The 14,491-nt window shown below is 69.3% G+C and carries 12 protein-coding genes; 3 read left to right on the top strand and 9 right to left on the bottom strand.

Annotated elements, in window-relative coordinates; translation table 11 throughout:
• Nucleotides 1-3: 3 nt before the first annotated feature.
• From JIX55_RS06255 to JIX55_RS06240, 4 genes are read right to left on the bottom strand one after another with little or no spacing between them, the layout of a single operon-like run.
• Nucleotides 4-1,392 (bottom strand): maltokinase N-terminal cap-like domain-containing protein, encoded by a 1,389-nt coding sequence (locus tag JIX55_RS06255; RefSeq protein ID WP_257562229.1) that lies wholly within the window; start codon nt 1,390-1,392, stop codon nt 4-6.
• Between the two features lie 29 nt (nt 1,393-1,421).
• Nucleotides 1,422-3,140 (bottom strand): maltose alpha-D-glucosyltransferase, encoded by a 1,719-nt coding sequence (gene treS / locus JIX55_RS06250; protein ID WP_257562228.1) that lies wholly within the window; start codon nt 3,138-3,140, stop codon nt 1,422-1,424.
• Nucleotides 3,137-5,152: an alpha-1,4-glucan--maltose-1-phosphate maltosyltransferase gene (locus tag JIX55_RS06245; RefSeq protein WP_257562227.1), complete on the bottom strand. Its 2,016-nt coding sequence runs from the start codon at nt 5,150-5,152 to the stop codon at nt 3,137-3,139. Before JIX55_RS06245 ends, treS begins: the two co-directional genes overlap by 4 nt.
• Before the next feature lie 60 nt (nt 5,153-5,212).
• Nucleotides 5,213-5,581, bottom strand: coding sequence for a DUF5133 domain-containing protein (locus JIX55_RS06240; RefSeq protein ID WP_257562226.1), 369 nt, complete (start codon nt 5,579-5,581; stop codon nt 5,213-5,215).
• 316 nt (nt 5,582-5,897) lie between these two features.
• Between JIX55_RS06240 and JIX55_RS06235 the strand changes: the two genes are divergently transcribed.
• From JIX55_RS06235 to JIX55_RS06225, 3 genes are all read left to right on the top strand, one after another.
• Entirely contained in the window at nt 5,898-6,413 is a 516-nt protein-coding gene (locus JIX55_RS06235) for a pep a2 (protein WP_257562225.1), read from the top strand.
• On the top strand, nt 6,410-8,545 hold the full coding sequence (glgX, locus tag JIX55_RS06230) for a glycogen debranching protein GlgX (protein ID WP_306819987.1): 2,136 nt from the start codon (nt 6,410-6,412) through the stop codon (nt 8,543-8,545). The genes JIX55_RS06235 and glgX overlap by 4 nt, the downstream gene beginning before the upstream one ends.
• Nucleotides 8,546-8,649: 104 nt before the next feature.
• Entirely contained in the window at nt 8,650-9,168 is a 519-nt protein-coding gene (locus JIX55_RS06225) for a hypothetical protein (protein ID WP_257562223.1), read from the top strand.
• 9 nt (nt 9,169-9,177) lie between these two features.
• On the opposite strand, the gene JIX55_RS06220 is transcribed toward JIX55_RS06225, so the two are convergent.
• The 5 genes from JIX55_RS06220 to JIX55_RS06200 all read right to left on the bottom strand — a co-directional run bounded on the left by JIX55_RS06220 (nt 9,178) and on the right by JIX55_RS06200 (nt 14,448).
• The gene (locus JIX55_RS06220) at nt 9,178-9,978 is read right to left on the bottom strand and encodes a VOC family protein (protein ID WP_443046383.1); all 801 of its coding nucleotides are present in this window, start codon (nt 9,976-9,978) and stop codon (nt 9,178-9,180) included.
• 285 nt (nt 9,979-10,263) lie between these two features.
• Nucleotides 10,264-11,295 (bottom strand): LacI family DNA-binding transcriptional regulator, encoded by a 1,032-nt coding sequence (locus JIX55_RS06215; RefSeq protein ID WP_257562220.1) that lies wholly within the window; start codon nt 11,293-11,295, stop codon nt 10,264-10,266.
• Nucleotides 11,292-12,197 (bottom strand): carbohydrate ABC transporter permease, encoded by a 906-nt coding sequence (locus tag JIX55_RS06210; RefSeq protein ID WP_257562219.1) that lies wholly within the window; start codon nt 12,195-12,197, stop codon nt 11,292-11,294. Before JIX55_RS06210 ends, JIX55_RS06215 begins: the two co-directional genes overlap by 4 nt.
• Nucleotides 12,194-13,129: a carbohydrate ABC transporter permease gene (locus tag JIX55_RS06205; RefSeq protein WP_257562218.1), complete on the bottom strand. Its 936-nt coding sequence runs from the start codon at nt 13,127-13,129 to the stop codon at nt 12,194-12,196. The genes JIX55_RS06210 and JIX55_RS06205 overlap by 4 nt, the downstream gene beginning before the upstream one ends.
• Entirely contained in the window at nt 13,126-14,448 is a 1,323-nt protein-coding gene (locus JIX55_RS06200) for an ABC transporter substrate-binding protein (RefSeq protein ID WP_257562217.1), read from the bottom strand. Before JIX55_RS06200 ends, JIX55_RS06205 begins: the two co-directional genes overlap by 4 nt.
• Between the last annotated feature and the right edge of the window lie 43 nt (nt 14,449-14,491).

The raw sequence follows: 14,491 nt of genomic DNA, 5'->3' as shown, positions 1-14,491 counted from the left end.
GTTTCAGTCTCCTCTCACGGCGAGTCGCTCGATCGCCGCCATCGGTACGGGAAGCCAGTCGGGGCGGTGCCGGGCCTCGTAGAGGACCTCGTACACGGCCCGGTCCGTCTCGTAGGCGCGCAGCAGGCCGTGTTTCTTGCGGGGGTCCCAGCCGGCGCGGGCGGCGTAGCCCGCGCAGTAGGCCTCACGGCAGCGGCGCGCCCACTCCGGGCGCCAGGGGCGGCGCTGCCGGGCGGCGTAGTCGAAGGAGCGCAGCATCCCGGCGATGTCCCGCACCGGGGACTGGGTGCCGCACCGCTCGGCGAGCGGGCGGGACGGCTCTCCCTCGAAGTCGATCACGAACCACTCCCGGCCGGCCCGGAGTACCTGCCCCAGGTGCAGATCGCCGTGGATGCGCTGGGCGGGCGGCCCGACATCGCAGGACAGGAGGGCGCGGAAGGCGGTGCGCAGACCGGGGACGAACGGCTGCAGGGCCGGTACACAGCGCGCGGCGGCGTCCAGCCGTTCGGTCATCGCGGCCGCCGTGCGCCCGTTCTCGTCATGGGGCCCGGAGGGGAAGGCCGAGGCCAGCGCGAGGTGCACCTCCGCCGTGGCCCGCCCCAGCTCACGGGCCTGCGCCGTGAAGTCGTGCCCTGCGGCGAGCGCGCCGAGCGCCAGCGTCCAGCCGTCGGACGCGTCGGGCAGGAACGGCTGGAGCACACCCAGCGTCGCCGCGAACGGATCGGTCGTCCGGAACCAGGCCACCGGAGCGGGCACCCGGCCGCACCCCTGCCCGGCCAGCGCACCCGGCACCTCCAGATCGGGGTTCACACCCGGCTGGATGCGCCGGAACACCTTCAGGATGTACTCGTCCCCGTACACCAGCGAGGAGTTGGACTGCTCGGCGTCCAGCAGCCGCGGCGCCAGCCCGGCCGGTACCCGTATGTCCGGGTTCGCCTCGAAGCGCAGCGGTCCCGCCGTACCGGGGTGCCGCAGCCGCTCAAGGAGCAACTGGGCCGAGCGAGGGTCGTACAGCGCGTCGTAGACCGTCAGACCCGCCAGCGGCCCCTCGTGCGCCTGCCCGATGAGCGCCCGTCCCAGGCGCGGCACCAGATGTTCGCGCACACCGAGCAGCAACTGGTAGCAGTCACCGTCCGAAGGAGCGCCGCCGGGCCCGGGCACCCCGCAGTGACCGGTGTGGCTCGGCTGACCGGTGTGCACGAGCAGGTGCAGACATCCCGGATACAGCTCGGTCATCGACAGCAGGGCGAGATCCGTGACCGGCCGGTCCTTGCCGGCGAACCAGCGCTGCCTCGGCAGCCACTCGCGCAGCAGTCCGGCGAGCGAGGTCATCAGGTCGGCGGCGACCCCGTCGCTGCTCGGTCGGAGCGATGCGGTTGCGGTCTTCGGCATGGTGACGCGTCCTTTCGCCGGCCCGCGCTTCAACGCCCTCGGGCAGCGCGGGAGAGGACTCGGGAGAGCCGGAACCAGTAGAAGCCGTGGCCCGCGAGGGTGAGCAGATAGGGCAGTTCACCGATGGCGGGGAAACGGACGCCGCCGATGAGTTCGACGGGGTGACGTCCCTCGTAGGCGCCCAGATCGAGTTCGGTGGGCTGCGCGAAGCGCGAGAAGTTGTTCACGCACAGCACCAAGTCGTCTTTGCACTCCCGGAGATACGCCAGCACAGCGGGGTTGGACGACTGCAACTCGGTATAGGTGCCGAGGCCGAACGCCGTGTTCTGTTTCCGGATCTCGATCATGCGGCGGGTCCAGTGGAGCAGCGACGACGGGGAGGACATCGATGCCTCGACGTTCGTCACCTGGTAGCCGTAGACCGGGTCCATGATCGTCGGCAGGTAGAGGCGGCCAGGGTCACAGGAGGAGAAGCCGGCGTTGCGGTCGGGCGTCCACTGCATGGGGGTGCGTACGGCGTCGCGGTCACCGAGCCAGATGTTGTCGCCCATGCCGATCTCGTCGCCGTAGTAGAGGATCGGCGAGCCGGGGAGGGACAGCAGAAGGGCGGTGAACAGTTCGATCTGGTTGCGGTCGTTGTCCAGCAGCGGGGCCAGTCGACGCCTGATTCCGATGTTGGCGCGCATACGCGGGTCTTTGGCGTACTCCGCGTACATGTAGTCGCGCTCTTCGTCGGTGACCATTTCGAGGGTCAGCTCGTCGTGGTTGCGCAGGAAGATGCCCCACTGGCAGTTCGACGGAATGGCCGGGGTCTTGGCGAGGATTTCCGACACCGGATAGCGCGATTCCCTGCGCACCGCCATGAAGATGCGTGGCATGACGGGGAAGTGGAACGCCATATGGCATTCGTCGCCGCCGCTGGGGAAGTCGCCGAAGTAGTCGACGACGTCCTCCGGCCACTGGTTCGCCTCGGCGAGGATGACCGTGTCCGGGTACAGCGCGTCGATCTCCCGGCGGACGTGCTTGAGGAACGCGTGGGTGGCCGGGAGGTTCTCGCAGTTGGTGCCCTCCTCCTGGTAGAGGTAGGGGACGGCGTCGAGGCGGAAGCCGTCGATGCCGAGGTCCAGCCAGAACCTGAGAGCGGCCAGCATTTCTTCTCGGACAGCGGGGTTCTCGTAGTTGAGGTCCGGTTGGTGGGAGAAGAACCGGTGCCAGAAGTACTGCTTGCGGACGGGGTCGAAGGTCCAGTTGGACGCTTCGGTGTCGACGAAGATGATGCGGGCGTCCTGGAACTGTTTGTCGTCGTCGGCCCAGACGTAGTAGTCCCCGTAGGGCCCGTCCGGGTCGTTCCTCGATTCCTGGAACCACGGGTGCTCGTCGCTGGTGTGGTTCATGACGAAGTCGATGATGACGCGCATGCCGCGTTGGTGGGCGGAGTCGACGAATTCCACGAAGTCGGCGAGGTCGCCGAATTCGGGGAGGACGGCGGTGTAGTCGGAGACGTCGTAGCCGCCGTCGCGCAGCGGCGATTTGAAGAAGGGTGGCAGCCAGATGCAGTCGATGCCCAGCCATTGCAGATAGTCGAGTTTGGCGGTGAGGCCCTTGAGGTCGCCGATGCCGTCGCCGTCGGTGTCCTGGAAGGAGCGGACGAGGACTTCGTAGAAGACGGCGCGTTTGAACCAGTCCGGGTCCCGGTCCTTCTGCGGAGTGTCCTCGAAGGTGTCCGGGATGGGTTTGTTCATGGTCATGGCGTACCTGACCCTCCGATCTGGGACGAGGAGGACGAGCTCTCGGCGTGGAGCTGGACGTGGAAGACGTGTGCGGGCGCCCGCCCGGGTGTCAGGCACACGTAGTTCGTCCTTCCCCAGCGGTGGGTCTCGCCTGTCAACTCGTCGCGCACCGGCACGTTTTCGTCCATGTCCAGGCCGAGTTCCGCCATGTCGAGCGAGACCCAGGCCGCCTGGGTGTGGTGGGGGTCGAGGTTGACGACCACCACGACCGCGTCCGAGCCCGTGCGCTTGCTGTACGCGATCACCGCGTCGTTGTCGGTGTGGTGGAAGCGCAGGTTCCTGAGTCCGTGCAGTGCGGGGTGGCGCCGCCTGATGTCGTTGAGCGCCGTGATGAGGGGCGCGATCGTACGTCCGTCTCGTTCGGCTGCGTCCCAGTCGCGTGGGCGGAGTTGGTACTTCTCCGAGTCGAGGTACTCCTCGCTGCCGGGTTTGAGCGGGGTGTTCTCGCACAGTTCGTAGCCGGAGTACACGCCCCAGGTGGGGGAGAGGGTCGCGGCCAGGACCGCGCGCAGTTCGAAGGCCGGGCGTCCGCCCTGCTGGAGGAAGGCGTGGAGGATGTCGGGGGTGTTGACGAAGAAGTTCGGCCGCATGTAGCTGGCGGCTTCCCCTGCCAGTTCGGTGGCGTACTGCGTCAGTTCCTCCTTGGTGGTGCGCCAGGTGAAGTAGGTGTAGGACTGCTGGAAGCCGGTCGCGGCCAGGGTGTGCATCATTGCGGGGCGGGTGAAGGCCTCGGCCAGGAAGATGACGTCCGGGTCGGTGGTGTTGATGTCGGCGATCACCTGTTCCCAGAAGACGACCGGTTTGGTGTGGGGGTTGTCGACGCGGAAGATGCGGACGCCGTGGTCCATCCAGTGGCGCAGTACGCGGGTGGTCTCGGCGATGAGGCCGGGCATGTCGGCGTCGAAGGCGATGGGGTAGATGTCCTGGTATTTCTTCGGCGGGTTCTCCGCGTACGCGATCGTCCCGTCGGGGCGGTGGTGGAACCACTCGGGGTGTTTGTGTACCCAGGGGTGGTCCGGGGAGCACTGCAGGGCGAAGTCCAGGGCGACCTCCAGCCCCGATTTTCGTGCCTGGGCGATGAAGTGGTCGAAGTCCTCGAGGGTGCCGAGGTCGGGGTGGATGGCGTCGTGGCCGCCTTCGGGGGAGCCGATGGCCCAGGGGACGCCGACGTCGTCGGGGGTGGGGGAGAGGGTGTTGTTGCGGCCCTTGCGGAAGGTGGTGCCGATCGGGTGGATCGGCGGCAGGTAGACCACGTCGAAGCCCATGGCGGCGATCGCGGGCAGGCGGCGGGCGGCGGTACGGAACGTGCCGTGGGGCTGCTCGGGGGTGCCCTCGGAACGCGGGAAGAACTCGTACCAGGACCCGAACAGTGCCCGCTCGCGTTCCACCAGCAGGGGCAGCGGCTCCGAGGAGGTGACCAGTTCGCGCAGCGGGTGGCGGGTCAGGACCTCGTCCACCTCCGGCGCCAACGCCGCCGCCAGACGGTCGGCGACCGGAAGAGTGTCGTCGCGGAGCTTTCCGACGGCCGTCAGCAGGACGATGTGCCCGCCCCCCTCCGGCACCCCGGCGGCGGCGCGCGCGTACAGCTCGGCGCCCTCCTCCAGGACGAGTCCGGGGTCGATGCCGGCCGGGATCTTGATGCGGGCGGCGTGGCGCCAGGTGGCGATCGGGTCGCCCCAGGCCTCCACGCGGTAGGTCCACCGGCCCACGGAGGTGGGTGTGACGCAGGCGCCCCAGCGGTCGGTGCCCCGGACGAGCTCGCGCATCGGGGTCCACGGGGCCGGGCGGCCCTCCGGGTCCTTGAGCACGACATTGGCGGCGATCACGCCGTGCCCTTCCCGGAAGAGCGTCGCGGTGACCTCGAAGGTCTCGCCGACGACCGCCTTCGCGGGGCGCCTGCCGCACTCGACGAGCGGGCGCACGTCCCTGATGGGGACGCGGCCGATGGCCGGGGCCGGGGTCGGGCTCATGGGTCTCACCTCCGCCGTGCTCGGGGATCGGCACTACGCCGAACGGGTACTGAACGCGTCCTACCGCTCTGCCTTGGAACGCCGGCCCGACGGCGGACCCCGTCTGGCAGCACGGCTCTTGCGGCCCTGGCGGGTCTGCTCCTTACGGGCTCCGCCCGCCTGCTCCTTGCGGTCCTGGTCGGGCTGGTCCTGCTGGAGGTAGCCGGTCTGTTCCTGGAGGTAGGCGGGCAGGCTCGTCTGGAGATAGCGCTCGGCGGCCGACACGGCCTCTCGGGCGCAGCGCTTGCCCATCAGCACGCACAGCGTGTAGCCCGAATCCTCGAAGTTCTCCCGGGCCGTGCGGTCGGTCGGGGACGCGAGCATCACGCGTTCCCAGGTGCGGTAGCGCCGCAGATGTCTGGCCACCTCGTTCTTGGCGGGCAGCAACATGTGCTGATCACCTCCCGGCACTCTCGGTGGAGCACGCTTCCCGGGGGAGGTCGTGCGCTGAGGGGGGCACCGACACCTCTCGGAGCCGATGCTTCACTCATGGTGCACGGGTAACCACGCACCGTCTTGTTGGCTCTTCAACTACCCCACGAGTCGCTCGTGTTGCACGAATGGCGTAGCACTCCCACTCTGGAGCTGACTCAGAAGAGATCGGTGCTCACGCTTCGTGCTCGGGCCCGTTCCACGAAGGACGACTCGGGCTCGTTCCACAGGGACGAGAAGAAGCGGGAGCTTCGCCGGTGAGGAGCCAACGACGATGAAGACCGCAGTGCCTCGCTACTACCACCTCGACGTGGAAGTCAGTCCGGAACGGGTCGGACAGGTCAGGCGCATCCTGGCCGCTCACCTCCGGTTCTGGGACCTGGAGACCCTCGTCGAGCCCGTCTGCCACAGCGCCGACCTGCTGCTCCACGCGATCGCGGAGCACGCCACGGACAAGAACACCTCGATCGAGATGTGGTGGAACGGTCAGCACCTCATCGCCGCGGTGGGCGAGAACGACCGCCGGCTGCGCCCGGACCGTGAGCTGCGCCCCTGCCTGACCCGCATCGCCGCGCTGAGCGACGGCTGGGGCTGCTGCTCCACCGACACCGGCGGCACGGTCATCTGGTTCACCCAGCGGGCACCGGTCGACCAGAGCGTGCCCCTGGTCCCGACGGCGCCCGAACCGGACCTGCGGGAAGTGCTCCAGGTGCCCCGCGAGATCCCCGTCGCCGTGCTCGCCGGTTCGCCCGGCGGCGAGGCGCCGGACACCCGCGAAGACGCGCGGTGACCGCGCGGCGTGACAGGAAAGGGGTGCCCGTGTGGAGCGGGCACCCCTACCCGCTGGGCGCCTCCTACGACGGCACCGGCACCAACTTCGCGCTGTTCAGCGAGGTCGCCGAAGCCGTCGACCTCGTCCTCGTAGACAACGCGGGCCGCCGCCGCTCCGTCCCGCTCACCGAGGTCGACGGCTTCGTGTGGCACGGCCACCTCCCCGGCGTCGGACCGGGGCAGCGCTACGGCTACCGCGTGCACGGCCCCTGGGACCCGGCCGCCGGCCACCGCTGCGATCCGGCGAAGCTGCTCCTCGACCCGTACACCACAGCGGTGGACGGGCAGATGGACAACCACCCCTCCCTCTACGAACCCGGCGCCGACAGCGCCGGGCACACCATGCTCGGTGTGGTCACCGACCCGTTCTTCGACTGGGGAGACGACCGCCCGCCCCGGCGGCCGTACGCCGACACCGTCATCTACGAGGCCCATGTCCGCGGCCTCACCCGCACCCACCCCGACGTCCCCGCCGAACTGCGCGGCACCTACGCCGGGTTGGCCCATCCCGCCGTCGTCGAGCACCTCACCTCACTGGGTGTGACCGCGATCGAGCTGATGCCCGTGCACCAGTACGTGCAGGACGGCGTCCTCCAGGACCGGGGCCTCGCCAACTACTGGGGCTACAACACCATCGGCTTCTTCGCGCCGCACAACGACTACGCCGCCCACGGCACCCGCGGCCAGCAGGTCACGGAGTTCAAGTCGATGGTCAAGGAGCTGCACGCGGCCGGCCTCGAAGTGATCCTCGACGTCGTCTACAACCACACCGCCGAGGGCAACGAGCAGGGCCCCACCCTCTCCTTCCGGGGCATCGACAACAGCTCGTACTACCGCCTGGTGGACGGCGACTGGAGCCACTACTACGACACCACCGGCACCGGCAACAGCCTGCTGATGCGGCACCCGTACGTCCTCCAGCTGATCATGGACTCGCTGCGGTACTGGGTCACCGAGATGCACGTCGACGGCTTCCGCTTCGACCTCGCGGCCACCCTGGCCCGGCAGTTCCACGAGGTGGACCGTCTCTCGGCGTTCTTCGACCTGATCCAGCAGGACCCGGTCATCAGCCGGGTCAAACTGATCGCCGAACCATGGGACGTCGGCGAGGGCGGCTACCAGGTCGGCAACTTCCCGCCGCTGTGGTCGGAGTGGAACGGCAAGTACCGGGACGCCGTACGGGACTTCTGGCGCGGCCGCCCGCACACGCTCGGCGAGTTCGCCTCCCGGCTGACCGGCTCCGCCGACCTGTACGAACACAGCCGGCGCCGCCCGCGCGCCAGCGTCAACTTCGTCACCGCGCACGACGGCTTCACCCTGCGGGACCTGGTCTCGTACAACGACAAGCACAACGAGGCCAACGGCGAGGGCAACCGGGACGGCGAGAACGTCAACCGGTCCTGGAACTGCGGAGTCGAAGGCCCCACCAAGGACCCGCGTGTCCGTGCGCTCCGCGCCCGCCAACAGCGCAACCTGCTGGCCACACTCCTGCTGTCCCAGGGCATCCCGATGCTCTGCCACGGCGACGAGTCGGGCCGTACCCAGGGCGGCAACAACAACGCCTACTGCCAGGACAACGAGGTCTCATGGCTCGACTGGCACCTGGACGGCGAACGACGCGCGCTGCTGGCCTTCACCCGTGACCTCATCGCCCTGCGCGCCGCCCACCCCGTGCTGCGCCGCCGCCGCTTCTTCCGCGGCGACACGCCGACCCGCGCGGACCAGCCGCTCCCCGACCTGGTCTGGCTGCTGCCGGACGCCCAGGAGATGACCGACGCCGACTGGGACCGCTCCGACGCCCATTGCGTCGCCGTCTTCCTCAACGGTGACGCCATCGCCGAACCCGACCCCTACGGCCGCCCCGTCGTCGACGACTCCTTCCTGCTCCTGCTGAACAGCCACTGGGAGCCGATGGTCTTCCGCCTGCCCGGCACCAGGTACGGCGAGCGCTGGACACCGCGGATCGACACGGCCGCGGAGCCGGACGGCGTCCCGGACGAGTCCGAGTACAAGGCGGGCGCGGAGATCACCGTCGAGGCCCGGGGGCTGGTACTGCTGTCGAGGCCGTCGAGGCCGTCGCGGGGGGCGTGAACAAGCGGCGAACACCGCTCCCGACCGGGGTGTGCCGCGCCGACGGCGGGCATAGGAGTAGTGGCACCCGGCCTTGGGGAGGGCGGGTGCGGAGGGGGAGAACCGTGGTCAGGTACGTCCACCATCAGTTGATCACCGCTGCCGAGGCGGCGTGCGCCATGATCGTGACCGTGCCCGTGGTGCTCGGGCTGCGCGACGTGCCCGAGTCCGCTGCCGAGCTCTGGCGGGCGGGTGCCGCCGTCGCCGCAGTCCTCGCGGTCTCCGCGCTGTTGTCCTGCACCGTCGGCTGGCCGGGCAGCGAGAAACGCGACTTCGAGACCGCTCTGCCCCTGGCGGACCTCGAGTCGGTGCTGCCCACACCTAAGGAGTCCCTCCGTCGCAGCTTCGGCTGGCCCTTCGTCGGCTTCCTGGTGGCGGTCAGTCTGGTCGCCGCCCTGGCGTGGGAACCCGTGGCCGTCTTCCTGCCGCTGCTGTTCGTGCCGGCGCGGATGGTGACCGGGACGTACGCGGCGTACTGGGAACGGCGCCACGGCCTCCTGCTCTGGCGCGGGCAGGTCACCGGTCGGCCACTGGGGGAGAAGCAGTCCCTCTACTCGTCGGTACGGCAGCCTGCCGCCCGGTGACCGCGGCGGTCAGCGTCCGCGGCGTGAGGTGATCGTGAACTGGGCGCCGTCCGGGTCGCGGAGCACCGCCTCGTTCGCGTCGTGCGAGAGAACCGTTCCGCCGTGGTGCTGGGCGGCCTCGACGCAGGTCGACACATCGGACACCAAGAAGTGGACCTGCCAGTGGGGACGGATCGTGGGGTCGGGCGCGGCTTCCAGCGCGCCCGAGGTGATCCGGGCCACGACCTCGCCCTCGCTGCGCAGGACGACCTCGTTCGCCTCGTAGCGGACCTCGCAGCAGCCGGGCTTCTCGGTGGCCCACTCCAGGACCTCGCCGTAGAAGATCGCGGCGTCGAAGGCGTCCCGGGTGTGGAGACGGATGAAAGCGGGGGCGGCTTTGCGCCACGTCTCCCAGTCGGTGAAGAGCGCGCCCTCCCAGATGCCGAAGGAGGCCCCGTGGCGGTCCGCCAGCAGGGCCGCCCGGCCGGGCGGGAAGGAGAGGGGACCGACCGCGACCGTGCCGCCGCGCTCCCTGGCCCGGCCCGCCGCCGCGTCCGCGTCGGACACGGCGAAGTACGGAGTCCAGGCGACCGCCATCTGCCACAGGTTCGCCACCCCGGCGATCCCGGCGACCGGCACCCCGTCCGCCAGCGCGATCCGGAAGTGGTCGCCGAGCTTGGCCGTGCGCCATCGCCAGCCCAGCACGGCGGCGTAGAAGTTCTCCGTGGCCGGCAGGTCACGGCTGGTGAGGCTCACCCAGCAGGGGGCCCCGAAGACGGAATGGCTGGAGACGACGGTCTCCGCGTCTCTGGATTTCATGTCGCTGTTCATGGCAGTCGCGTCCTGGTCTCGTCCACCGGCCCACACCGGCCGCATTCCAGTGTCCAACCGAAACCGGGGCCGGTGCTCGTCGAGTACCCCCACGCCGGCGCTCCCACCCCGGTGACGACGCGACCTTCGGACGACCGTTCGGGTGATGACCGTGAGGCCTGGATTCTTACCGCGATCGGTGCGGGCAGGCGCTCCGCGCCGGACAGCCGGACCCCGACCCGGGGTCGGCCCCGCCACCACGGCGATGCGCGATACGCGACAACTCAAGCTCGGGCCGGGGGCGCCTCAGGTCGACTCGCGTCGTACCAGTTCCGTCGGGAGGATCACCGCCGCCGGGTCCTCGCCGCCGATCTGGGCCAGCAGCACCCGCACCATCTCGTTGCTGATGCGGTCGTAGGGCTGGCGGATCGTGGTGAGGGCGGGGGTGGACTCCGTCGCCGCGGCGGAGTCGTCGAAGCCGCCCACGGACACGTCCTCGGGGATCCGGCGGCCCGCCCGGCGCAGCGCCGTCAGGGCCCCCTGCGCCATCAGGTCGGAGGCGACGAACACGGCGTCCATGTCCGGGGCCCGCGCCAGCAGCCGTTCGGCGCCCGCCTCGCCACTGGCCCGGCTGTAGTCGCCGGAGGTGATGAGGCGCTCGTCGATCTCGATGCCCGCCTCGGTGAGCACCTCCTTGTACCCGGCGAGACGGTCGACACCACCCGGGCTGTCCAGCGGACCGGTCACGACACCGATACGGCGGCGGCCCAGCGACAGCAGATGGCGCACCATGTCACGGGCGCCGTCCCGGTCGTCCGCGGCCACATAACTCACCTTGGAGCCCCGCCCCATGGGCTTGCCGCACTGGACGAGGGGCACCCCCGCCTCACGCAGTTCCTCGGCGACCGGGTCGGCGGAGTGGCCGGACACCAGCAGCACACCGTCGACGTGGCCCGCCGTGATGTACCGCGTGATCCGGCGCCGCTCGTCCTCCGTGCCGGCCAGCATCAGCAGCAGCGGGATGTCGTGCGCGGCCAGCGCCTGGGTGCAACTCCGCAGCAGGACATTGAAGTTGGGGTCCTCGAAGAGTTTCTCCTGCGGCTCCGTCAACAGGAAGCCGATCGAGTCCGAGCGGCCGGTGATCAGCGACCGCGCATGCCGGTTGACGACATAGCCCGTCCTGCGGATCGCGGCGTTGACCGCTTCGGCGGCTGTCGGGCTGACGTAGTGACCGCCGTTGAGCACGCGCGAGACGGTTCCCCTGGAGACTCCCGCTTCGCGCGCCACGTCGTGAATGGTCGGCGGCTTGCGCCTGCCCCCCGTGCTGCTCATGGTCATGACTTTACGGCCCCGGAGAGGAGATCGAGGCTCCAGAAGCGCTGGATGACCAGGAAGAGCGCGATCAGCGGGATCACCGCGAGCAACGCACCCGTGATCACCAGGGTGTAGAGCGCCGGAGTGTTCGCGCCCTGCTCGAGCAGCGTGAAAAGACCCAGCGTGATCGGGAACTTCTCGTCGTCGCTGAGCATGATGTACGGCAGCAGGAAGTTGTTCCAGACGGCCACGAACTGGAACAGGAAGACCGTCACCAGACCCGGCACCATCATCGGCAGCGCGATCCGGGTGAAGATCCGCCACTCGCTCGCACCGTCCATCCGGCCGGCCTCGACGACATCGGAGGGCACGGCGGCCGCCGCGTAGATCCGGGACAGGTACACGCCGTACGGGGAGAGGATCAGCGGCAGCAACACCGACCAGTAGCTGTCCGCCAGGTCCGCCTTCGCCATCAGCAGGTACTGCGGGATGGCGAGGATCACCGGCGGCATCAGCACGCCCGCCATCAGGATGTTGAAGACGGTCTCGCGGCCCTTGAAGCGGTAGATCGCCAGCGCGTAGCCGCTGACCGCGGAGACGGCGGTGGACAGGAGGGCGCCGAGGCCGGCGTAGAGGGCGGAGTTGCCCATCCACTGCCAGTAGACGCCGTCGCGGTAGGCGTTCAGGTCGGACAGGTTGTCCGCGAAGCCGCTGCCCGGCAGGAACGTGAACGTGGAGAACAGTTCGCTGCCCGACTTGGTGGCCGCGATCAGCACCCAGGCCACGGGGAGCAGACAGTAGATCGCGCCCAGCAGCAGGGTGAGCGTCGGGACGAGCGCGATCCGGCGGCGCAGCGGCGGGCCCTGGACGGTGCCGGGCGTGGTACCGGCCGCCGGGGCGGTCTTGCGGACGGCAAGAGAACTCATCGTGCGGCTCCTTGACTGTCGTACCGCTTGTTCCGGGAGTTCGCGGCCCTCAGGAAGCCGAAGGACAGGACGAGCGTGGCCACGGCGATGATCACCGCGCCGGCCGCCGCCGAGTAGATGTCGCCCTCGCCGAAGGCGTCCCGGTGCACCTTCATCAGCGGACTCCACGTGGTGGAGACCGAGTTGGTGAGGGGCTTGAGGGTGGTCGGCTCGCTGAAGACCTGGAGCGTCGCGATGATCGAGAAGAAGAAGGTCAATACCAGCGAGGGCGCCACCATCGGGATCTTGATCTTCAGGGCGATCTGCAGCGGCGTCGCGCCGTCCAGTTTCGCGGCCTCGTACACCTCGGCGGGGATCGCCTGCAGCGAGGTGTAGATGACGATCATGTTGAAGCCGGTGCCGCCCCATATCGCGATGTTCGACAGCGCCGCGTACAGACCGCCGCCGTCCAGCAGGTCCGGCTGCGGGAGCCCCAGCCTCTCCAGCACGAAGTAGAAGGGGCTGACGTCCGGGAGGTAGAGGAAGCCCCACAGCAGGGCCGCCACGACGCCCGGGACGGCGTACGGCAGGAAGATCGCCAGCCGGGTGAAGGGGGCCAGCCTCACCTTGTCGCTGTCCAGCATCAGGGCGAAGACCAGCGCCAGCCCGAGCATGACCGGGACCACGATCGCGCCGTAGCCGAGCACACGCAGCGCGCCGGCCAGCAGCTCGGAGTCGGTCAGGGCGTCGGTGTAGTTCTCGACGCCCGCCCAGACCTCCTGCCGCGCGCCCGAGCCGAGGCCCAGGCCCTTGACCTGCACCTTGTGCAGGCTGAGCCAGACCGCGTAGCCGATGGGCAGCGCGAAGAAGAGGGCGAAGAGGATTGTTGCGGGGAAGAGGAAAGCGTACGGGGCCCCCTTGACCCCGTACGACTTCCGGCGTGCGCTGGTCACTCCGCGACCTCGAAGCCCTGCTTCTTCATGTCGGCGACCGTGTCGTCCTGCATCGACTTCAGGGCGGCGCCGAAGTCCGACTTGTCCTTGGCGGCGGCACCGAACGCGTCCTTGAAGGTGGTGTACGCGACGTTCACGTTCGGGCCCCACGCGGAGGGCGCCGTGGTCTTCGCGATCTCGGAGGCCGTGGTGTAGAAGTCGGCCTGGTTGGAGAAGAACGCCGGCGGCTCGGTGAACGCGTCACTGGTCTGCGCGGTCGTGGCGGCCGGGTAGATGCCGCCCTCCTTCGCCAGCGCGGTCAGCGCCTCCGGGTCCGTGTTCAGCCAGGCGGCGAACTTCGCGGCGGCACCCTTGTTCTTCGAGTCCGTGGTCACCGCGGTCGAGGAGCCGCCCCAGCTGCCGGTGGTGTTCTCGGACGACGACCACTGCGGCAGCGGCGCCACCTTCCACTTGCCCTGGGTGTCGGGCGCGGCGGTGGTCAGCGTGCCCGGCGCCCACACGGCGCTGACCCAGGCGATCTGCTTGCCGGTGTTGAGCGCCTTGTTCCAGGCCGGGGTGTACATCGGCTGGTTGTCGATGGCGCCCTCCTTGACCAGGCCGCCCCAGAAGTCGGCGACCTTCTGCGTCGCCGCGTCGTCGATGCCGACCTTCCACTTCTGGCCCTCGGTGGTCCACCACTCGGCGCCCGCCTGCTGGGCGAGACCGGCGAAGAGGCCGGAGTCGTTGGCGGAGAACGTCGTCAGATCGACGTCCGCGTCCTCCTTCTTGAGCTTCCGCGCGGTCTCGGCGAACTCGTCCCAGGTCTTCGGAACGGTCAGGTCGTACTTCTTGAAGAGGTCATCGCGGTAGTAGAACATCATCGGCCCGATGTCCTGCGGGATCGCGTAGACGGCGTCCGAGCCCAGTGTGGTCTGCTGCCAGACACCGTCGGCGAACTTGCTCTTCGCGTCGCCCGCCTCGTCCGCGATGTCGGCGACCGCGTCATTGCTGACCAGCGTCGGCAGTGCCTGGTACTCGGCCTGCACCAGGTCCGGGCCCTTGCCCGCCTTGTGCGCGGTGAGGATCTTGGTGACGAGGGTGTCGCCGGAGGCCTGCTTCTTCACCGTGACGGTGATCTGCTGCTCCTTGCCGGGCCCCTTGTTCCACAGGTCCACGACCTTGTCCATGCCCGGCGTCCAGGTCCAGTACGTCAGCTTCGCCGGCCCCGACTGGGCCTCGCTGTCGTCGTCGGACCCGCCACAGGCGGCAAGTGTGGTGGCGCCGAGCGCGACGACGACGGCAGTGGCCACAAATCGCCGGTGCTTGGTGATGTTGGGCATGGATCTTTCTCCCCTGACCTGGGCCCTCGCCTGCTGCGAAGAC

Origin of the sequence: Streptomyces sp. DSM 40750 (assembly GCF_024612035.1) — a bacterium.
Taxonomy (GTDB): Bacteria; Actinomycetota; Actinomycetes; order Streptomycetales; family Streptomycetaceae; genus Streptomyces.
Note: the sequence above shows the minus strand (reverse complement) of the source record. Positions and strands in the feature narration are given on the sequence as shown.